20 protein-coding genes are annotated in these 21,235 nt (G+C 29.2%); 14 read left to right on the top strand and 6 right to left on the bottom strand.

The annotated features are described in order from the left end of the window. The 5 genes from EI71_RS03950 to EI71_RS10030 all read left to right on the top strand — a co-directional run bounded on the left by EI71_RS03950 (window position 1) and on the right by EI71_RS10030 (window position 6,785). Window positions 1–2,757 carry an RHS repeat domain-containing protein gene (locus EI71_RS03950; RefSeq protein WP_119015955.1) on the top strand — a complete coding sequence of 919 codons (2,757 nt, stop codon included), beginning with the start codon at window positions 1–3 and terminating at the stop codon, window positions 2,755–2,757. Between the two features lie 3 nt (window positions 2,758–2,760). Next, window positions 2,761–3,183, top strand: coding sequence for a hypothetical protein (locus EI71_RS03955; protein ID WP_119015956.1), 423 nt, complete (start codon window positions 2,761–2,763; stop codon window positions 3,181–3,183). Window positions 3,184–3,753: 570 nt separating this feature from the next. Then, window positions 3,754–4,854 carry a hypothetical protein gene (locus EI71_RS03960; protein ID WP_119015957.1) on the top strand — a complete coding sequence of 367 codons (1,101 nt, stop codon included), beginning with the start codon at window positions 3,754–3,756 and terminating at the stop codon, window positions 4,852–4,854. 240 nt (window positions 4,855–5,094) lie between these two features. Further along, on the top strand, window positions 5,095–5,949 hold the full coding sequence (locus EI71_RS03965) for an RHS repeat-associated core domain-containing protein (protein WP_483964152.1): 855 nt from the start codon (window positions 5,095–5,097) through the stop codon (window positions 5,947–5,949). After that, the gene (locus tag EI71_RS10030) at window positions 5,946–6,785 is read left to right on the top strand and encodes a hypothetical protein (protein ID WP_147387557.1); all 840 of its coding nucleotides are present in this window, start codon (window positions 5,946–5,948) and stop codon (window positions 6,783–6,785) included. The genes EI71_RS03965 and EI71_RS10030 overlap by 4 nt, the downstream gene beginning before the upstream one ends. A 137-nt stretch (window positions 6,786–6,922) precedes the next feature. On the opposite strand, the gene ispH is transcribed toward EI71_RS10030, so the two are convergent. Further along, a complete protein-coding gene (ispH, locus tag EI71_RS03975; protein ID WP_119015960.1) occupies window positions 6,923–7,789 on the bottom strand; it encodes a 4-hydroxy-3-methylbut-2-enyl diphosphate reductase in 867 nt (288 codons plus the stop codon). Continuing rightward, a complete protein-coding gene (locus EI71_RS03980) occupies window positions 7,786–8,511 on the bottom strand; it encodes an undecaprenyl pyrophosphate synthase (RefSeq protein WP_162849746.1) in 726 nt (241 codons plus the stop codon). The genes ispH and EI71_RS03980 overlap by 4 nt, the downstream gene beginning before the upstream one ends. Window positions 8,512–8,697: 186 nt before the next feature. On the opposite strand from EI71_RS03980, the gene nusB reads away from it, so the two are divergent. Genes nusB through recN form a run of 5 tightly spaced genes read left to right on the top strand, consistent with a single transcriptional unit; the run spans window position 8,698 to window position 12,965 of the window. Further along, window positions 8,698–9,090: a transcription antitermination factor NusB gene (gene nusB, locus EI71_RS03985; protein WP_119015962.1), complete on the top strand. Its 393-nt coding sequence runs from the start codon at window positions 8,698–8,700 to the stop codon at window positions 9,088–9,090. A 16-nt stretch (window positions 9,091–9,106) separates the two neighbouring features. Beyond that, the gene (gene xseA, locus EI71_RS03990) at window positions 9,107–10,315 is read left to right on the top strand and encodes an exodeoxyribonuclease VII large subunit (protein ID WP_162849747.1); all 1,209 of its coding nucleotides are present in this window, start codon (window positions 9,107–9,109) and stop codon (window positions 10,313–10,315) included. Then, window positions 10,305–10,526, top strand: coding sequence for an exodeoxyribonuclease VII small subunit (gene xseB, locus EI71_RS03995; RefSeq protein WP_162849748.1), 222 nt, complete (start codon window positions 10,305–10,307; stop codon window positions 10,524–10,526). Before xseA ends, xseB begins: the two co-directional genes overlap by 11 nt. A 1-nt stretch (window position 10,527) precedes the next feature. Next, window positions 10,528–11,283: a TlyA family RNA methyltransferase gene (locus EI71_RS04000; RefSeq protein WP_162849749.1), complete on the top strand. Its 756-nt coding sequence runs from the start codon at window positions 10,528–10,530 to the stop codon at window positions 11,281–11,283. Then, window positions 11,280–12,965, top strand: coding sequence for a DNA repair protein RecN (gene recN, locus EI71_RS04005; RefSeq protein WP_211321025.1), 1,686 nt, complete (start codon window positions 11,280–11,282; stop codon window positions 12,963–12,965). The genes EI71_RS04000 and recN overlap by 4 nt, the downstream gene beginning before the upstream one ends. A gap of 5 nt (window positions 12,966–12,970) precedes the next feature. Here recN and EI71_RS04010 read toward each other — a convergent pair whose 3' ends face one another. Further along, window positions 12,971–13,783, bottom strand: a complete 813-nt coding sequence (locus EI71_RS04010) for a Cof-type HAD-IIB family hydrolase (protein ID WP_162849751.1) — start codon at window positions 13,781–13,783, stop codon at window positions 12,971–12,973. 43 nt (window positions 13,784–13,826) lie between these two features. Further along, complete coding sequence (locus tag EI71_RS04015; RefSeq protein ID WP_119015968.1) at window positions 13,827–14,006, bottom strand: hypothetical protein; 180 nt, start codon at window positions 14,004–14,006, stop codon at window positions 13,827–13,829. An 83-nt stretch (window positions 14,007–14,089) separates the two neighbouring features. On the opposite strand from EI71_RS04015, the gene dinB reads away from it, so the two are divergent. From dinB to EI71_RS04030, 3 genes are all read left to right on the top strand, one after another. Continuing rightward, on the top strand, window positions 14,090–15,283 hold the full coding sequence (dinB, locus tag EI71_RS04020; RefSeq protein ID WP_162849752.1) for a DNA polymerase IV: 1,194 nt from the start codon (window positions 14,090–14,092) through the stop codon (window positions 15,281–15,283). An 87-nt stretch (window positions 15,284–15,370) separates the two neighbouring features. After that, complete coding sequence (locus EI71_RS04025; protein ID WP_119015970.1) at window positions 15,371–16,684, top strand: DEAD/DEAH box helicase; 1,314 nt, start codon at window positions 15,371–15,373, stop codon at window positions 16,682–16,684. Between the two features lie 2 nt (window positions 16,685–16,686). Further along, on the top strand, window positions 16,687–17,574 hold the full coding sequence (locus EI71_RS04030; protein ID WP_119015971.1) for a DegV family protein: 888 nt from the start codon (window positions 16,687–16,689) through the stop codon (window positions 17,572–17,574). A gap of 38 nt (window positions 17,575–17,612) precedes the next feature. Here EI71_RS04030 and glgC read toward each other — a convergent pair whose 3' ends face one another. After that, a complete protein-coding gene (glgC, locus tag EI71_RS04035; protein WP_119015972.1) occupies window positions 17,613–18,857 on the bottom strand; it encodes a glucose-1-phosphate adenylyltransferase in 1,245 nt (414 codons plus the stop codon). A 15-nt stretch (window positions 18,858–18,872) separates the two neighbouring features. Beyond that, window positions 18,873–20,291, bottom strand: coding sequence for a glycogen synthase GlgA (gene glgA / locus EI71_RS04040; RefSeq protein ID WP_119015973.1), 1,419 nt, complete (start codon window positions 20,289–20,291; stop codon window positions 18,873–18,875). Between the two features lie 267 nt (window positions 20,292–20,558). Between glgA and EI71_RS04045 the strand changes: the two genes are divergently transcribed. Then, window positions 20,559–21,197: a hypothetical protein gene (locus EI71_RS04045; RefSeq protein ID WP_119015974.1), complete on the top strand. Its 639-nt coding sequence runs from the start codon at window positions 20,559–20,561 to the stop codon at window positions 21,195–21,197. Window positions 21,198–21,235 lie beyond the last annotated feature (38 nt).

Below are 21,235 nucleotides of genomic sequence, written 5' to 3' on the forward strand. Positions count from 1 at the left end.
ATGCCAACGGATACGTTATCATATACATCAAGTGATAAGATAATGATAGGATTCTGGTTTAAGCAAGAAGAATCAAGTTTTTCACATTTACTGACTATAAATCAAAATAATGTATATATCGGAGTATTTCTTGACTTAATGGATCGTCTACATTTAATAATAGAATATAATAGTCATCCAGAGGATAATATAAACGTATGGATGAATAAAACAGTTATAAGCAATTCTTGGTATTATTTCGGATTAGAGTATTATGATGATGGAAATGAAAGAAAGCTTTTATTTGAATTAAATGATGAAATAATAGAAGGTCCTCTTAGTGCTCCTATAACTACACCAGTTACTTATCATATTGGATATAAATACTATGAAGGTGTAAAAACTGAGGTTTTCCAGGGAGGAATATCCAATTTAATGCTTGGTAAAGATGACGTAGATGAAGGATATATTTATTCTTATTATTTATATACAAAGAATTATATTTATAATCGCAGATTTGAAAACTTCCAAAGTAAACCATATGTATCTACAAATACATATATGGATTTAAATATGGATTATGATTTGATTCCACTAGAGAATAATTTAAAATCTATAAATGGAATTATGCCTGTTCGATTTGATGTAAATCAAGATTTAATGTATGACGCAGCTAAGAATTTTATTTATACTGACTATTATGAAAGATATTGTTATTTAGCTTATGGTAATAAGCTCGTATATGATTTTAATTTTCGAAATAACGGAACAGTATTCTTTAAGGGCGTTATACTTGAAGATAAGGATACTCAGTATTTTTTAACAATTAAAAATGAATTTGGTTTAAGTATCTCTATTTATAGAAATCAGAATAAGCATATTATATTAAAGTATGATTATTATACGTTTGATACAGGGTATATCCAAAGTCTAGGTTCTTTTACAATGGGATTATCCTATAATGAGGTAGTAAATAATAATACAAGAAGTATAACCGTATTTTACAACAATAGTACATTTACACGCTCTTTACCGCTTTCGACTTCATTTACAAATACTAAAGTATATTTAGGAACAGATAGTAATGGTAATAATGCCTTAATGGGAATGATTATGGATGTAGCATATAAAAAGGAATATGTAACATCAATTCCATCTTCTATTTCTACTTTAGAAGAATATCATAAGAACTATTATTATGATTCCTTTGGAAGAATGGAACAAAAAAGAATATTTAATAATTCCATAGGAATATTAAGACATACTTATTCTTATAAGAATAGAAGTAGTGATAATACCTATACATCCTTACAAGTAAATAAGGAAACTATAAAGATTTTTAATGTTTATCATGAAAGAAATTATAGTCTAGATTCCTTAGGAAGAGTAACATCAATTACAGATTCAACATTTGGTAATCATAGTTATTCATATAATGCATTGGGATATTTATCATCAGATGATAATAAATCATTAACTTATGATAATAATGGTAATATATTATCTTATGGAACAAATACATATATCTATGATAATATATCTAGATTAGTATCATATAATAATAATTCAATCACATATGATACTACTCATCCATTCTTAATGAAAACATTTAATGGTTATACTTACTTCTATCAGGGTAAGAGATTAGTAACAGCTACTAAAAATAATAAGACTATTAATTTCACCCATGATTTAGAAGGCTTAATCATAAAAAAAGAAGTTGTAGAAAATAATACTACAACTACTACAAATTATTATTATGATAATAGAAGACTAGTAAAGGAAGTTAAAGGTAATGATGTAATTAGTTATTTCTATGACAATAATAATCAATTATATGGATATAAAGAAAATAATACTGTATACTTCTATATAAGAGATGTATTAGGTAATATTATAGGTATTTTAAGTAAAAGTGGTGTATTAGTATCTAAATTTGATTATGATGCCTTTGGTAACATCATAAATCAAACAGGAACAGTAATTTCTAATTTTAGATATAAAGGCTATTATTATGATACAGATTTAGAATTATATTATTTAAAATCTAGATTCTATAATCCTGTATTATTAAGATTTATTACACCAGATTCTATAGAATACCTAGATTCATCTAGTATTATTGGATTAAACCTATATGCATATTGTGGTAATGATCCAGTGATGTATGTGGACGGAGACGGAACGTTTGCAATTACAGCTACTGCACTTTTAATTGGTGGTCTTATTGCTGGTGGTATTGGTGCAGGAATAGGTTTAGGCACTGCGATATATAAAGATTATAAAGAAGATGGGATTTTCTTTAATGGCGATTGGACTGATTATCTTGGCCGTACTCTAGGAGGTTTTGTTACAGGCTTTGGTATTGGTGTCGCAACTGTTCTTGGAGCTGGAGTAGGTGCGGCTGCTCTGGGAGGAACTACAGCTAGTTTATTTTCTTCGACCGGTCTATCACTATCTATGGGTAGTGCGGTTGGCATCGGAAGTGGATTTGCTTTTGCAACTGGTATGGCAGGATATACTACACGTGCACTAATTAGTAGAAGTGAATCGTATAGTGTTTGTAATATGTTCTTAGAGGGCGGTATGAATGCAGTAAGTGGTGCTTTATCTGTTCTCGGGGGAGCACTTGGAGGTTATGCTGGAGTTCATAATACAGTGTTTACTAGATTACTTTCACAAAAAGGTGATTTATTATATAGAATACTTATTGAAAATATGTTTACTGTAGGATTTAAAATATCTTTAGCTGTTTTGAAAGCATTAATTGAGGGGTAAATAATGAAACGTTATAGGTTTGATTCTATTATAAAAGGAACTTTTAATATGATTGGATGTATATTATTTATTGTTCCTTCCATTTATTTTGTTTTAACGCTTTCAATTGATAAGTCATTTAATTTTCATGCACTAGTTTTAGCGGGAAGCGGTATTATAGTGATAGTTATTGGATTTCTAACACGAATATTGTTACGAAAAACTAAATACTGTGTTAGATTTGCTGAAGGAAGTATATTTTATAGTAATAAGCATTTTTATAATTTTAGTCTCAAATATGTTAAGTTTTATATATCTATTATTGAGCCATCTCTAGTTATTCCAAAATTATATATTAATGATGGTGCAAAAAGTTTAGTTGTTTATTTAACAAAAAAAGATGTTAAAAAATTGATTGCTGAAAATTATGAGATTAAGATCATATAAACAGTAATGTTTTAGGTAATAATATGAACAATATCCAACAACGATTAACTAATATTTTTCAAGAATATGGTATATCTAATTATGAGATTGAATAGTATCCTAAGATTTTTGGCAATATTGTTTGTTCATTTGAGTACAAAGGGCAAAAATACAATTTTATAAATGATAGAGGAGAAATAATACTTAATCACAAATATATTGATGATATAAAGAATTATAATTCTAAAATGTTACCAATTGACGTTTTAGAAAAAATGATTATTGAAATATTAGAAAAATAACAATTGTATTAAGGTATAGGAAAAGGAAATTTTTTTATACCTTTTTTCTTTGGTTTTACATTACACTTGTATTAACTAAGGAATATAGAACGATTTCTATGTTTCTTTTTTAATATTATTTACAATTCTAATGAGTCACTAAAGTATATCATTAATGGATTTCATGAAATATAAGTCAAGAATTGTTTTAATGATTTATTATTTCAATTTTAAGCCATAATTCATCCTCATAATCTTTTATTGCTTTCTATTTAAGGTTATAATTAAATAAATACATGGTGGAAAGAAGATGAATGCTATGAATGCAAGGGATTTATTTGAAAAATACAATAAAAAAAGTGATGAGAAATTAGGCTTATTATTAAAATATAATACAGATAAGTTTATTTCATATTTCAATAGATTTATAGAAAAAGAATTCATTACTATGCCAAAGGTATATCAAATGATAAATATTCTTACGATTAGATTTATTAATATTATTGATGACCATGAATATGATGTATTTAGGGATTTCTTAACATCCTTTAATATAGAACCATGTAGTGAAAAGGAATATTTAGATACATATGATATACTTTTAACAAGTGATGATGACTTAATGGAAAAAGTAGAGAATATGTTTAAATCCTATTTTCAGTTTTATTATGAGAGTGTAAAAAGATTAGATTTTGATTTAAATGTATTGGTAGATTTTTGTTTATTGCTTTCTATTAATTATAGCGAGGATAAAGGAAGAGGCTTCTTAGATAGTGATACATTAAATTTCTTTGAATTTATGGTAGAAGAATTAAATGATGAATATGACTTAAATCGTTATATGATTTATGATGAAGAGGATTTAAACCAATTTGGTAAAGTATGTAAAGACTTTATCCAAATGGATGATTTCTTTATGCTAAGAACGATTACTTTAGGTCATATAGATAATTATAAATTAAAGAGATTTAATGGAGAAATTACAATTAAAAATGAATTTGGCATATTCTTTGATGATAAGGCATATAAGGTTAATGTTACTGTAGGTGTACTTAAGGAATCTGAATACACCATGAAAGACATTGAAGATTATATAGGGCAACTACCAGAAGAACTTACAAATAGAATTGCAGTAGATGGTAAAACCATTGATGAATTTACAAAAAGATATCACTATATTATTAATCCAGATTATATAGATGATATTGAAGTAGAAGATGAATATGTAACTGTATATTTTAATAAAGAACAAGGTTTTAAATTAGAAGAACCTGTAAGTAAAACATTCTTTGAAATAGGCCTACTTTATGTATATAATGCCTATGAGGATGATAATGGTGATTTATTCTTTGATTGTGATAAGGATAATCAAGAAAAAGCAATCCACCTATATAACAAACTACATGAATAATATATTTAATCTCCTTTATTGGAGATTTTTTATATTTTTACTCCTCAATTATTTAATTACTTTTAATTTCAGGTTATAATTTAATAAATAATACGATAGAAAGAAGATGAATAATATGTCAGTAACCCTAAACCAAGGATTAAGGAATTACCAAGAGGCAGTTACACACAAAATAGGTTCTTTAAATGTTACAATTAATCTAATAGAAAGTTAATAAAGGAAGTATGTGGTAACACAACAATTAGCTATTTCTATGATAATAATAATCAATTATATGGATATAAGGAGAATAATACTGTATACTTTTATATAAGGGATATCTTAGGTAATATCATAGGAATAATGGATGATAATGGAACATTATTATCTAAGTTTGATTATGATTCTTTCGGTAACATCATAAATCAAACTGGAACAATAATATCTAATTTTAGATATAAAGGATATTATTATGATACAGATATAGAATTATATTATCTAAAGAGTAGATTCTATAATCCTGTATTATTAAGATTTATTACACCAGATTCTATAGAATACCTAGATTCATCTAGTATTATTGGATTAAATCTATATGCATATTGTGGTAATGATCCTATAAATAGGGTAGATGAGAATGGAAACTGGTGGATTCTAGCATTTATAATCGCTGTTGCTGTAGTTGCTACAATAAATGATGTTTGTAAACTAGTAGCTGGCAAAGTAAAAGCTACAAGTACTGGCGGCAATGTACAAATTGTAAATTCATCCGAAATTCACACTCCATGGGTTCGGTTGGGGTACTCATTTTATTTGAATCATATAAATCCTGATACACGTGATGTCATACAAGGGACTTCGTTTGGTATGGAATTTGAATGGTTTGCTCATAATGTGGCATATACAGGATTAAGTATTTTAGAATACGTTGGTGTTGACTCAGTTTTCGGAAAAACTGTTGAAAGTTTAAAAAATGAGGCTCAAACTGTTGATTTTGGACCTACAATTTATAATGATACTCATGACTGGTTTTCGTTTGAAATGGAACGGGCATATACTGCTTCAAATCCTCTTTTTGCACTGATTGATTTTTGGATATGGGGGTTTTGTTATTGAGTAGAAAAAAAAAGTTTTTAATAATTTTCTTTAGTATTCTTTCGATACTTGTTTTATACTTTACTACAATCATCATAGTTGGTGTTATAATTGAGAATAGTCAAAATGAAATTATTGAAAAATACTTATCATCTATTCCCAATGATAATCATTTTATATATAAATATTTTGATTCATCAATAATATATGAAAATGAATATTTAAATTTAGAAAAATACATTGATAAAAAGGATATATATGTAGAATATGTAAATGAGAATTATTTAATATATTCCAAAAGGAAATCTCATACGTATTCTTATTATGTAATTGATAGTGATGGAAACTCATATTTCTTGTTTAAAAAAGATGAACGAGTACGATGGAATTATTATAATGAAGGAAATTTCTATATTGAAGGGCAAAATGAATTTTATAGTTATGACATTAACCAAAATGATTTAATTACCATTACTTATGATGAGTATTTTTCTGCCAATGATAATAAGTATCAAGCAGTTCAATATGATAAAAAACAATTAAAAATTACTGATGTAGATAATGGATTATATAAGTATTTTTCTTTAGATCATTATCAACAAAATGATATTATAGAAAAATTATTGGGTCTTCAGAAAAAATTGGAAATGCATAATTTTTTAGTTGTTGGAGAGGATATTTATATACTAGTTTATGTTAACTATACTTATGCAGTTGTAATTAAATATGATTTTCAAATGGAAACAATTTCTTTTGTTGATAAAATTATAAACGGCTACAAAGATGACAAAACGATAATGTTTTATCTTGAAAATCAAAAATGTTATCCTTTAGATGCTATAATTTCTAAAAAGTAAGAAAACTCCAATATTGGAATAATAAAAGAGTAGATTTTATATTTTGGGATTATACTATATCTATTAGAATCATTCTTTGGTGATATCTCGTAATATATGTAAATTAAAAAAATAAAATATTATTCATAATAAAAAGCCTAGTTTTCTAGGCTTTTTAGATAGTCTATGATCTCATCTACAATATAGGATGGAGTAGATGCACCACTAGATATATTTATTTTTTTAACACCAATTAAAGATTCCTTTGGTAATGATTTTAAATCTTCAATTAGAATAGTCTTTATTCCTCTTTCTATAGAAACGGAATAAAGCTTTTTTGTATTGGATGATTTTTTGTCGCCAACTACAATACATAAATCAGCATCTGGTTGATTTTCCATAGCCATTTGTCTTACTGTAGTTGCATTACATATCTTATCATCAATGATAGAATTAGGATATATTCTTTTGATTTCATCAAATATTATCTTTGTTTCAAAAATAGATAATGTGGTTTGATTAGTAGCATAAACTTTATCATTTTTGATATTCAAGGATTTAATATCTTCAATAGTACTTACAAAATGAATCTTATCAGATATTCCTATAACACCCTCACATTCTGGGTGATTTTTTGTGCCTATATAAATACAAGCATATCCTAAATCTAGATGCTCCTTTATCTTATTATGTACTAAAAGTACATATGGACATGTTGCATCTATAATAGATAGTCCTTTTTCTTTAGCCTTTTTATAAACTAATGGAGAAACACCATGAGCAGAAAATATTACTGTCCCCTTATTAATTTTATCTAAAAGAAGTAATCTAGATAATCCTTTTTCTTCAATAGTTATAATTCCTAATTTTTCTAAATCAGAAATTACATGAGAATTATGAATAATTTGTCCTAGCATATAAATAGGCTTAGAAATAGAATCATTCTTTGCTGCATCCATTGCCATTTTAATGGCATGGGTTACTCCACCACAATATCCTTGAGGTTCTATTTTATGGATGATCATTTGGATAATCCACCAAACCTTCTATCTCTAGATTGGAAATCAATTAAAGCCTTCTTTAATTCATCTGGATTGAAATCTGGGAATAATGTATCTGTAAAATATAATTCACTATAGGCTGCTTGCCATAATAAGAAATTAGATAATCTACATTCACCAGAAGTACGTATTAATAAATCTAGCTTTGGATAATCTTTTGTAAATAAATGATTTGTAATAAGCTCTGGTGTAATATCATCAACCTTAATTTTATCTTCTTTAGCTAAGGAAGCAATTTCTTTTACAACAGTAGTAATTTCATCATAGGAACCATAATCAATACATAAGGTTAATACCATACCTGTATGATCCTTAGTTGATTCAACTGCATTATTTAAAGTATCGGATAGAATTGCAGGAATTCTATCCTTTCTTCCTATTACCTCATAACGAATATTGGTATCTGTAACTAATTGCTTAAAGAATTTTTTAAAGAATTGGCTTGGTGCCTTCATTAAATATCCAACCTCATCCGATGGTCTTTTCCAGTTTTCTGTTGAAAAGCAGTAAACTGTCATATATTTAACACCAATTGAATCTGCATATTTTGCAATATCTCTTAAGGTAAATGCACCATGACGATGGCCATACATTCTAGGCATATGTCTTTTTTTAGCCCATCTACCATTTCCATCTAATATAATTCCAATATGTTCTGGAATTCGTGTCATATCAAGTTCTGCCATAATAGTCCTCCTAAATCATAAACGATTATAACATACCTATAAAAGAAATACTATTTAAGTTTCGAAAACCTATATAAATAAGATGCAAAAAGAGCTATTTTTTAAGATAAATATACCAATATTTATCTCTTTTATTAGTTCTTTATTTGTGATACAATATACTTGATTTTAAATATGGAGTAAATTATGACAAGAAGAGAAGCAAGAGTTTTGTGTATGCAAATTTTATATAATGCAGATTTTAGTGAGATTTCTATTGATGAATCATTAAAGAATGTTGTTGAAGGTGAAGTTTCTCCTATGGTAGAAGATTTCTTAAAGCTAGTTAAGGATAATTTAGAAAAAATAGATTCTATTATTGAAGCATCCTTAGTAAACTATACCTTATCACGTCTAAATAAGGTAGATAAGGCAATTATTCGTCTAGCAACTGCAGAAATGCTAGATGGTAAGACACCTAAAAAGATTATCATTAATGAAGCATTAGAAATCACTAAAGAGTATTCTGATCAAGGAGATCATAAAGCAACAAGCTTTAATAATCGTTTATTAGAAAATATTAGTAAAAACTTGAATTAATGAAAGAGGTATTTGTATGGAAGAACGATATTTAACCGTTACTGCCTTAACAAAATACATTAAATATAAGTTTGACCACGACCATAATCTTGAAGAGGTACTTCTAGAAGGAGAGGTATCGAATTTTAAGCATAATTCCCGTGGTCATTTTTATTTCACATTAAAAGATGAAAATGCTCAAATATCAGCTACTATGTTTCAATCCTATGCGAAGAATGTAAAATTTGAACCAGAAGATGGAATGAAGGTATTTGTAAAAGGCGTTGTTACTGTATATGAACCATCAGGTACATATCAAATTAATGTTCGTGAAATGAAATCCGATGGAGTTGGAGATTTATATTTAGCGTATGAAAAGCTAAAGGCAGAGCTTGAAAAGGAAGGATTATTTGATCCAAATCATAAAAAGCCAATCCCAAGATTCCCAAAAACTATTGGTGTAATCACATCCCCAACTGGTGCCGCAATTAGAGATATTATCAACACTGTAGGAAGAAGATATCCTCTTGCGCATATTATCTTATATCCTGCAATCGTCCAAGGAGATGATGCTAAGGATAATATAGCTATGCAAATTAAAAAAGCGAATTTAGATGGTCTTGCGGATGTATTAATTGTAGGGCGTGGCGGAGGCTCTATTGAGGATTTATGGGCATTTAATGAGAAAGTAGTCGCTTATGCTATTTATGATTCTATAATTCCTATAATTTCTGCAGTAGGTCATGAAATTGATTTTACTATCGCAGATTTTGTTGCTGACCAAAGAGCTGCTACACCAACTGCAGCTGCAGAAATTGCAACACCTAATGTTTTAGTTTTAAAGGAAAACATTATAAGCAATGTTAAGCAAATGGAAAAAAGAATACGTCAGATGCTTTATAATAAGCAATTAATGATGGCACAGCTAGATAAAAGATTAGAATCTAGAAATCCTTTATCTATTTTAAGACATAAAGAAGAATTATTAGAATCGGATATTGAAAGATTAAATATGAGAATATATAGAATATTAGAATCAAAAAAGCATCAATATGAAATCTTAAGAAGAAGCTTAGATTCTAATAATCCTTTAGCAATTATGGATAAGGGATATTCTATATCTAGTGTTAATGATAAGATTGTTACTAGTGTTAAAGATATAAAGATTGATGATACAATGACAACTAAGATGAAAAATGGTGTTGTTGTTAGTAAGGTTATGGAGGTTTTGGAAAATGGAAAATGAGAAGGAAATGACATTTGAAGAATGTATAACTGCCCTAGAGAATATTTTAAAGGATTTAGAACGTCAGGATATCTCTTTAGAGGATTCCGTTAAAGCATATACTAAAGGCTTAGAGCTATCTAAAAAATGTAATGAAATACTATCCACAAATGAAAAGCTAGTTGTAGAAAAAATGACAGAATCTGGACTTGTGGATTTTACCCAGGAATAAAATGAGATTAGATCAGTATTTAGTTGAAAAGGGATTCTTTGAATCTAGAAATAAAGCCAAAGCAGCAATAGATGATGGACATATTTCTATAAATGATAAGATTATTACAAAATCATCTTATGATGTTTTAGATAGTGATACTATAAAAATAGTAGGAGATATCTGCCCCTTTGTATCTAGAGGAGGATATAAGCTTTTAGCTGCAATTCAATCCTTTTATCTAGATTTTAATGGGAAAACAATTGTAGATATTGGTGCATCTACAGGTGGATTTACCGATTGTGCACTTCAAAATGGTGCAGCTAAGGTTTATTCTATTGATGTAGGAACAAACCAATTAGCTGAAAAATTAAGAAATGATTCTAGAGTAATTTCCCTAGAACAAACCAATATTCAAGATATTCCATATTTCCCTGAAAAAATAGATTATTTTGTTATGGATGTATCCTTTGTATCTATTGAATATTTAATGAAGGATATTCATAAATTTATTACAGATGATAATAAGCTTGTATGTCTTATTAAGCCTCAATTTGAGGTTGGTAAGGTCCATATGAAAAATGGCATTGTGAAAGAAAGAACGATTCATATTAATGTCATTGAAAACATTATGAAAGATTTAGAGCAATATGGCTTAGGAATATCTAAGCTTATTCCATCCCCTATATTAGGTGGTTCTGGGAATAAGGAATTCTTATGCTTAATTGAAAGAAACATCAAAACAAAGATTAATGTAGTAGAAGCTATAAAGGAGTGATTTTCTTGTTAAAATCCTTAAGTGTAAAAGACTTCGCCATAATAGAAGATTTAACTGTAAATTTTAATAGTGGTATGACTGTATTAACTGGTGAAACTGGTGCAGGTAAATCCTTAATCATTGATACAATATCCCTACTTTTAGGTGCAAGAGCAGATTCTGATATGATTAGATATGGTAAAACTTCAGCAACTGTTATAGGTATATTTGATTACAAGAATGAATTAGATTCTATCTTTGATTCCTTCGGAATAAAAAAAGAAGAAATCAAAATAGAAAGAGTAATATCGGATTCATCTAAAAATTCTGTTAAGGTAAATGGAGTATTAGTAACATTAGCTCAATTAAGGCAGATTGCTAAATATTTAGCGGATATTCATGTTCAAAATGATACTTATCGACTATTTAACCCAGATATATATTTATCTATGCTAGACTCTATTTCAGATTCTAAATATCAAAAATATATGGCATCCTATTCCAAAAGCTTATTTCAATATTTAGATGCAATAAAAGATTATGAAAAGGTTGTTAAGGGAAAAAAGAATTTAGATGAAAGATTAGAATTCTTAAAATACGAAAAAGAAGAGCTAGAAGCATTAGAATTATATCCAAATATGGATAAGGAATTAGAAGAGGTTATTGGAAGATTATCTAATTTTGATAAGATTCAAAACAATTTAAGTGAAGCATATAACTATTTAGATGGAAATATATCACCAATAGATCAATTATATGAAGCTGCAAAGGCACTTGAGACTATTAGTGAATATGATGAGAAATACAAAGAAAATGCATCAAAACTTTTAGATTGTTATTACATTAGTGATGAAATTAAATCATCTATAAGAGATAATTTAGACTCCCTAGATTATGATGAGGATGAATTAAATCGCTCTATAGAAAAGATGAATGATTTATCTAAGGTAATGGATAAATATAAAAAGAATGTAGATGAATTAATTCTATATTTAAAAGAAATTACTTTATCTATAGATATGGCAGAAAACTATGATGAAGCATTAAAGGAATATAGATGTAAGGTAGATGATAGCTTTAATGCATTAAAGATTAACTCTATCGCCTTAAGCGATTATAGGAAAAAAATCGCTTTAAGCTTAGAAGATGGTATCATTAAAGAATGTAAGGATTTAGATTTACAAAATACTATATTTAAAGTATCATTTAATGAAGTGGATTATAGTGATTCCTTAAATAAGGCTATATTTAGAGAAGATGGAGTAGATTCTATTGATTTTTTAATTAGCTTTAATAAGGGTGAACCACTTAAGCCACTTTATAAGGTAGCTTCTGGGGGTGAAGCATCTAGAATTATGCTAGCATTTAAAACATTCTTCTCTAAGGTAAGTAATGTATCTTTGATGGTATTTGATGAAATAGATACTGGTGTATCTGGTGCAACAGCAAAGAAAATAGCGAATAAAATGAAAAAAATCGCAGACTCTATGCAGGTTTTATGTATTACCCATCTACCACAGGTTGCAGCGATTGGAGACTATCATAAGCATATTTACAAAGTAGAAGAAAATGGTAGAACAAAAACTGAAATTAAAGATTTAGATGAAAAGGGAAGAATAGAAGAAATAGCATTAATGCTATCTGGAGATTCTATTTCCTTATACGCACTTGAGCATGCAAGAGAATTATTAAAAAAGGACTGAAATAATCAGTCCTTTTTAAGTACAAGCTTATTTATAGCATAAGCTACACCACTATGTTCATTATCTAATGTGATGAAATCTGCTTTTTCTTTAACCTCGGGATAAGCATTTTCCATCGCAACACCAATACCAGAAGCTAAAATCATTGGTAAATCATTACCGGCATCTCCTATAGCCATAGTATCTTTTAGTGGAATAATTAAGTGATTGGCTAAGGCAACTAGAGCTTTACCCTTATCAGTATTTTTATTTAAGAATTCTAAGAATATTGTAGAGCTTCTAAGCATAGAATATTCTTGGTAATATTTAGGATTAACTTCCTTCATTACTCTTGTAACATTTTCTTCATTATCTACAAGCATTGCTTTAATGAATAAATCATCATCCTTGATAGTCTCAAAATCACAAATATGATCTATTGTATGATTTATGGTAGCCTCAACATCAGTATATGGGTTATGGTCTACAGTAATTAGTTCTTCATTAATTCGAAATGCATGATAATGTACACCTAATCTTTTAGATTCATAATATAATTCTTTAACAACTTTACCATCAATAGAAGAGCTAAATATAGTTTCTCCTGTACCTACATTAAATACCTTTGCGCCATTATAAATGATGACATAATCATCCTTAGTGGTTAAGCCTAATTCCTTTAATGTTGGCATAACACCAGATAATGGTCTTCCTGTTGAAATAACTATTTTTATACCCATATCATGGCATATTTTTAATGCCTCTTTATTTTCTTTAGATATATTTTTCTTTGCATCAAATAGTGTTCCATCTAAATCTATTGTTATTATTTTAATCATATAATCCCTCACAAAAAAAGACTCCATAAGGAGTCTAAATATCTTATAGCTTTCCCATGCATGCCATGATAATAAGTGAGATAATTCCACTTAATGCCATCGCAAGTGCTAAAGTAACGATAATAATCTTTCCAGCCTTAGAAGAAACAGGATTTTTATATTTCTTTTTGCTATCGTTATTTTTATCTTCTTTAATATACTTATTGTTTTTATCTTGTGCCATATTCTTCACCTACTTACAAAAAAATGCTATAATAAATATCGTTATGATTATATACTAAAATTTTTAAAAAAGGAAGATGCCAAGTGAAAGAAAATACATCCAAAATTATATTTCATATAGACATGAATGCATTCTTTTGCTCTGTCGCATGCATTTTAAGGCCAGAGCTACGTGGCATTCCTTTTGCTATTGGAAGAGAAAACACAACGAAGGGTGTTTTATCTACTGCATCCTATGAGGCTAGAGCGTATGGAATACATTCAGCTATGCCAACAATAGAAGCAAAAAGAATATTACCTTCTTTAACTATTGTTCATTTAGATTATAAAATATATCAACAATATCATATGAAGTTTTTATCTATTATAAGAGAATATACCAATAAGCTTGAGATTGCATCTATAGATGAATGCTATTGTGATATGACTTTAGCTTGTAAGAATAAGCATCCAATAGTATTAGCTAAAGAAATACAATCAAGAATATTAAAAGAGCATGGCCTTCCATGCTCTATTGGAATATCTTATACCTTGTTTTTAGCTAAAATGGCATCCGATATGAAAAAGCCTCTAGGTGTAACGGTTATTACCAAAGGTAATATAAGACATATGCTTGGGCCTTTATCGGTAGAAGATATTTATGGTATTGGTAAAAGAACAAGTCCTATTTTAATTCATGCAGGAATTAAAACGATTGATGATTTTATGAATCCAATAAATAAGGATAAGGTAATAGATCTTGTTGGTATAAATACATATCAATATGTAAGAAGCCATGTGCTTGGCTTATCTAGTGATATTGTTGACCCAGATAGATATGCAAAATCCCAATCTATATCGACATCCCAAACCTATGATGTACATAAAGAATCCTTATCGGATATGCTATATGAATTAAGAGGAATGACTAGAAGCGTTGTTGCAAGAATGAAAGAGGAGAAATCTTTATGTAAAACTGTAACTATAACATTAAGAGATTCTGATTTTGTAACGATTACAAGACAAACGAAATTAGATGATTATAGTGATGATTTTGATTTAATTTATTCTGTTGTAACGGATTTAACAGAAGAGAATGTAGATAGTGAAAAGACATATCGATTACTAGGTGTTGGTGTATCTGGATTAATAGAAAAGGATAAGCTACCAAAGGAGTATAATTTGTTTACTGTAGATGATGTGATGAAAAAAGAAATCATCATTGATGAGATGATACAGGATTTTCAAAAAAAGTATGGCAAAACTGCGTTATTCCGAAAAAAAGAAAAACAAGGTTGATTTATTGAATGAAAAAATATAAAATAGGGTGAAAATTAGTTGTTGACAAAATTATTAATTTTGTAACGGATAGAAGGAGGCGAAGTTATGGTATTTGATGGACTTGAGCTTAAGGATTATATTGTAAGAGCCTTGAAGGATTTAAGATTTGAAAGCTTTACAGAGGTTCAAAAGGCTGTATTTAATAAAATGACTTCTGAAAAGAATATTTTAGCTAAATCCAAAACAGGTTCTGGAAAAACACATGCGTTTTTAATTCCAATATTCCAAGATTTAGAAGAAAAAGTAAATAAGGTTCAAGCTACAATTGTAGCTCCTACTAAGGAGCTTGCAATGCAAATCTATAAAATGGCTCAGCATATTGCTTCTTTTAGCCCTGATCGTATAGATATTAAGCTTTATAGTGGTGGTACAGATAGATTAAAGGAAGTTGATAAGCTTGAATTAAATCAGCCACAAATTGTTATTGGTACACCAGGTAAGATTAAGGATTTATCGATTACAACAAATGCACTAAAGATTTATACTTCTAAATACTTTATTGTAGATGAAGTAGATATGACATTTGAAAATGGCTTCCAAGAGGATTTAGATAGCATTACAGAGGTTGTTAAGGATGCTAGATGCATGTTCTTTAGTGCTACGATTGCAGAAAAGATTTTACCTTACTTAAAGAAATATATGACGAATGTTGAATTCGTTGATATTAATAATACAAATGATCAAAAGATTGAGCATATATGGATTCCTTTAAAGCATAAGGAAAGATTTGATGTATTAAGTATGCTACTTAAAACAATTCAACCATATTTATGTATTATATTTGCAAATAAAAAAGAAACAGTTATAGAACTTCAGGGTAAGCTTGCAGCTGAAGGTTATTTTGTTGGAGCTATGCATGGAGATTTAACTCCAAGAGAAAGAAAAAGAGTTTTAAATGACTGCAAAGCCTTAAAATATCAATATTTAGTTGCTACAGACTTAGCAGCTAGAGGAATTGATATTGAGGGTGTATCTCATATTATCAATTATGAGCTTCCTAAGGATTATGAGTTCTATTTACATAGATCTGGTAGAACAGGAAGAATGCATAAGGATGGTATTGTTTATTCTTTATATGAAGATATTGATGATGAGTATTTAGATTCCTTAAATAAGAAGAAGATTAAACCAAGCTATTATGAATTTAAGCAAGAGGAGCTTGTACCTTATAAGGGAAGAAATACAAGAGCGGATAGAATAAAACCAAAAACAGATTATCAAAAGGAAGCTGCTAAATATATTCCTGAGGCTAAAAAAGTAAAGCCAGGATATAAGAAAAAGCGCCAAGCTCAAATTGATGATTTAGCAAGCCGCTTAAAGAGAAATGATCAAAAGAAAAAGAAAAGAGAGAATAGATAAGTATGAGAGAATATGTTATTGTTACGGATTCTACTTGTGATCTAACCGATGAGATGGTGAAGGAATTAGGAGTAGAAGTATTACCTTTATGTTTTACTATTGATGGAAAAGAATATAAAAATTATTTAGATGGAAGAGAAATAAAGCTTCATGAATTCTATAATAAGATGATTGAAGGTCATACTCCAAAGACTGCCCAGTTAAATGTAAATTTCATTATGGAGTCTTTTAAGCCTTTCTTAGATAAAGGATTAGATATTTTATATATTTCATTTTCTAGTGGACTTTCTGGTTCTTGTAATGCAGTAAGACTTGCAAAAGAACAGCTACTTGATGAATATAATGATAGAAAGATTGAAATAGTTGATTCCTTATGTGCATCTGGTGGAGAAGGCTTATTAGTATGGATGACTGCTATGAATAAAAAGGCAGGAGCTTCCTTAGAAGAAAACAGCAAGTACGCTGATGATTTAAAGCTTCATGTAAAGCATAGCTTTACTGTTGCAGACTTAGAGTATTTAAAGCGTGGCGGAAGAATTAAAGCAACTGCAGCCTTTGCAGCAAAGCTTTTAAATATTAAGCCTGTATTACATGTAGATAATTTAGGTCATTTAGTTGCATTATCTAAAAAGCATGGAAGAAGAGCAGCATTAAATGCTACCTGTGAAAATGCCTTAGCTGGTATTGATACATCTAAAAAATTTATTACAATTATATCTCATGCTGACTCTTTAGAGGATGCAGAATATTGTAAAGAATATATGGAAGCAAAATATAAAGAAATGAATTTTGATTCTAAGGTTGTTTTAACAAATATTGGACCTGTTATTGGTGCTCATAGTGGTCCTGGTACAATTGCCGTATTTACAATTACAGATAAAAGAGCATAACAAAAATTCCCTAGTTTAATAAAACTAGGGATTTCTTTTTATAGCTTTGGTGTACCAATGGAATCACCAGAAGTAATATGCTTTACTGTGATTTCCTTAGGTTTAGCAGATGAGAAGATACGAACATTTCTTTCAATAATTAAGCCCTCAGGTAAAATAAGCTTTTTACCAATGACATTTAAACCACTAGAAAGTAGCTTTGGATTATCCTTATTTGGAGTAAAATCTTTTCCTGTTCCAATGATGGAGTAATCACCAACAACAGTATTCTTATCAATGATTGTTTTTTCAATCTTACAGTTATCACCAATGATTACATCATTTAAAATGACAGAATCACGAATTGTTGTATTTTTACCAACAACTACACCTGGAGATAATACAGAATGAATTACCTCACCATTAATGATACATCCATTAGAGATTAAGGATGTTTGAATAGAAGCATGACGTCCTACCTTAACTGGAGGTAAATCCTCGCTCTTTGTATAAATCTTCCATTTAGGATCATATAAATCAAGTGCGGAATCACCAGTTAATTCTAGGTTAGATTCTAAGTAAGAATCATATGTTCCTACATCCTGCCAATAATCATAGAATTCGTATGCGAATACGTTCTTTTTTTCAATCATTTCTGGAATTAGATGGAATCCGAAATCTAAATCATCGATATCTGGATGAGATTCAATGGCTTCAATTAAGGCATCTGTAGAGAATACATAAATACCCATAGATGCTTTATTAGAAGCAGGCTTTTTAGGCTTTTCAACGAATCTCTTAATTCTTAAATTTTCATCTGTTTCCAAAATACCATAACGAGAAGCCTCTTCCATAGGAACGATTTTCGCTGCAATAGTTAAATCAGCTCCTGTACGCTTATGCTGTTCAATCATCTTAGAATAATCCATCTTATAGATTTGATCTCCAGACATAATTAATACATATTTAGAAGCATAACGCTTAACGAAATCTAGATTTTTTCTTACTGCATCTGCAGTACCGTTATACCAAGAATTGTTTGGCTGAAGAAGTGTAACAAATGAATCTCTTCTATCTAAGTCCCATGGCTTACCTACACCGATATGCTCATTTAATGATAATGGTAAATATTGTGTTAAAATACCAATTTGGAAAATTCCTGAATTTGTACAGTTAGATAATGCAAAATCAATAATTCTAAATTTTCCTGCAAAAGGTACGGCTGGCTTAGAACGCTTTTCAGATAAGATATCTAATCTAGAACCACGTCCACCAGCTAAGATTAATGCTAATGTCTCACTCATAATAATTCCCTTTCCCTACTGTGATAATTTGCGATATAAATCCATATAAACTAAAGCGGAAGCATTCCAGCTAAAGTCCATTTCCATGGCTTGCTTAATAAGCTTTTTCCAATCATCCTTATGGTTGTTATATGTATCAATTGCCAAATACATAACTTCCTTTAATGCTCCTGCATCATAATTGGTGAAGGAAAAGCCTGTACCAGCACCATTAAAATGGTTATATGGTATAACTGTATCCTTTAATCCCCCCGTCTCCCTAACAAGTGGAAGAGTACCGTATCTCATTGCAATCAATTGTCCAAGTCCACATGGCTCAAACCTTGATGGCATTAAGAATAAATCTGCTCCTGCGTAAATCTTTTGCGCAACCCTATCAGAATATCCAATATAGCTTTTGAAGCGTTCTGGATATCTAGCTTCTAATGAACGGAAGTAGTCTTCGTAATTTTGATTGCCACTACCCATTAGAATAAATTTAGCATTGGAATTTACGATGATATCATCCATAATTGGCATTAATAAATCAATTCCTTTTTGATCTACTAATCTTGTAACCATACCAAATAATGGACAATCCTCTTTTGTATCTAATCCAAATTCCTCAAGTAATGCCTTTTTATTTCCTTTCTTTCCAGAAACGAAAGTAGCAATAGAGTACTTTTTGAATATATACTTATCTGTTTCTGGGTTATATCGATCGGTGTCGATACCATTTAAAATTCCATGGAAATCAAAATAACGTAATCCTAATACATTATTCATATTGTATCCATAAAAATCAGTTAATACCTCATTTTTATATGTTGGAGATACAGTTGTGATAATGTCTGATTCCATAATTGCAGTTTTCATGAAATTGATACAGCCATCAAATTCAATAGAATTAGAATATGGCATATATAAAATCGACATCATATCCATTGGGAATATTCCCTGATACTGGATATTGTGAATGCTATAAACTGTACGAATTCTATTATAAACATTGTAAGAATAATAATTCTTTTTCAAAATATATGGAATAAGTCCAGTTTGCCAATCGTTACAGTGAATGACATCTGGGAAAAAATCTACAACCCTTAATGCCTCAAGTACGGCAAAATCAAAGAACGCAAATCTTTCTCCATCATCACCATAACCATATAATCTTTCCCTCGAAAAATACTTGTCTGAATCAACGAAATAATAATCGATATCATCTCTTATCGCATGGAATATACCAGCATATTCAGGAGAAGAACCCATTCTTACATAGTTGTACCCTTTATAATAGGCAATATTTTGATCCTTTATGGATTTATAATATGGCATAATAACTCTTACATCTACACCATTTTTCTTTAATGCCTTAGGTAGAGCACCAATAACATCAGCTAAACCTCCGGTCTTAGCGAATGGCGCACCTTCGCTTGCAACAAGTAATACTTTCATTGTAGCACCCCTTTCCTAAGATATTATATATCTTCACTTTTAATTATATGCTTCCTTGCTATATCATTCAAGTTAAATTTACGAAAAAAGCGAACAAAAATAATTGTGTTTTTTTCGAAAACAATCCGAAAAAATCAAATTATTACGGAAATAAGTTAATGATAAAAAATCTAATTTTCTATTGCGTTAGTAATAAGATTTTGATATAATGATAAGGCATAATGTTTAATTGTGAATAGAATATATTCTATTAAGGAGTTTATATATATGGCATCAAAAAGTAGAAGAAATAAAGTAAAATTTAAATGGACAAAGGAGTTAATCTTCTTAATTGTATTCGTTGTAGCTATCGGTGCAGTTTCCTTAACTTTAGGACTTGTAAAGAAGTTCTCTGGTAGAGATATTAAAGCTGTAAATGAAGCAATCGCTCAATTTAACTCATCTGAGTCTCAAACAGTATATACAATTGATACAAACAAGAATGTTTTTAAGACAATTTCTTATGATGGATTAGTTTCCCAAAAAGAAAGCTCTGATTATACATATGTATGGTATGGAACATTAACATCTGCAGATTATTTAAGATACTTATATCAAATTAATGAATATGCAGAGCAGTATGAAGTAAGTACTGTATATCTATATTATGCAGATTATGTACAGGATGCTATCAATAATGATACACAGAATACAGAAAGCTATAAGACAACTCTTAAGACTATGGAAGATAAGCTTAATGCAGGTAGAACAGATGCTGAGCCAATTGACTTAGAAAAGTATGCAGCTTTATTTGTATTTAAGGATGGTAAGCTTGTTTATAATTCCCAGATTGCAAATGAATCTGATCAGTACAATTGGGAAAATCAGTTTGTAAAGGCATTTGGTCTTTCTAAACAAGGTGAATAATTATTCTGGCTGAGGTTTAATCTCAGCCTTACTTTTTA

The sequence above is a fragment of the Anaeroplasma bactoclasticum genome (genome assembly GCF_003550015.1).
GTDB classification, from domain to species: Bacteria; Bacillota_I; Bacilli_A; order Acholeplasmatales; family Anaeroplasmataceae; genus Anaeroplasma; species Anaeroplasma bactoclasticum.

Bases quoted from the DNA above. Each gene is read 5' to 3' on its own strand.
- EI71_RS03950 (WP_119015955.1), top strand. From the start codon at position 1: ATGCCAACGGATACGTTATCATATACATCAAGTGATAAGATAATGATA.
- EI71_RS03955 (WP_119015956.1), top strand. From the start codon at position 2,761: ATGAAACGTTATAGGTTTGATTCTATTATAAAAGGAACTTTTAATATG.
- EI71_RS03960 (WP_119015957.1), top strand. From the start codon at position 3,754: ATGAATGCTATGAATGCAAGGGATTTATTTGAAAAATACAATAAAAAA.
- ispH (WP_119015960.1), bottom strand. From the start codon at position 7,789: ATGATCATCCATAAAATAGAACCTCAAGGATATTGTGGTGGAGTAACC.
- EI71_RS03980 (WP_162849746.1), bottom strand. From the start codon at position 8,511: ATGGCAGAACTTGATATGACACGAATTCCAGAACATATTGGAATTATA.
- nusB (WP_119015962.1), top strand. From the start codon at position 8,698: ATGACAAGAAGAGAAGCAAGAGTTTTGTGTATGCAAATTTTATATAAT.
- xseA (WP_162849747.1), top strand. From the start codon at position 9,107: ATGGAAGAACGATATTTAACCGTTACTGCCTTAACAAAATACATTAAA.
- xseB (WP_162849748.1), top strand. From the start codon at position 10,305: ATGGAAAATGAGAAGGAAATGACATTTGAAGAATGTATAACTGCCCTA.
- EI71_RS04000 (WP_162849749.1), top strand. From the start codon at position 10,528: ATGAGATTAGATCAGTATTTAGTTGAAAAGGGATTCTTTGAATCTAGA.
- EI71_RS04010 (WP_162849751.1), bottom strand. From the start codon at position 13,783: ATGATTAAAATAATAACAATAGATTTAGATGGAACACTATTTGATGCA.
- EI71_RS04015 (WP_119015968.1), bottom strand. From the start codon at position 14,006: ATGGCACAAGATAAAAACAATAAGTATATTAAAGAAGATAAAAATAAC.
- EI71_RS04025 (WP_119015970.1), top strand. From the start codon at position 15,371: ATGGTATTTGATGGACTTGAGCTTAAGGATTATATTGTAAGAGCCTTG.
- EI71_RS04030 (WP_119015971.1), top strand. From the start codon at position 16,687: ATGAGAGAATATGTTATTGTTACGGATTCTACTTGTGATCTAACCGAT.
- glgC (WP_119015972.1), bottom strand. From the start codon at position 18,857: ATGAGTGAGACATTAGCATTAATCTTAGCTGGTGGACGTGGTTCTAGA.
- glgA (WP_119015973.1), bottom strand. From the start codon at position 20,291: ATGAAAGTATTACTTGTTGCAAGCGAAGGTGCGCCATTCGCTAAGACC.
- EI71_RS04045 (WP_119015974.1), top strand. From the start codon at position 20,559: ATGGCATCAAAAAGTAGAAGAAATAAAGTAAAATTTAAATGGACAAAG.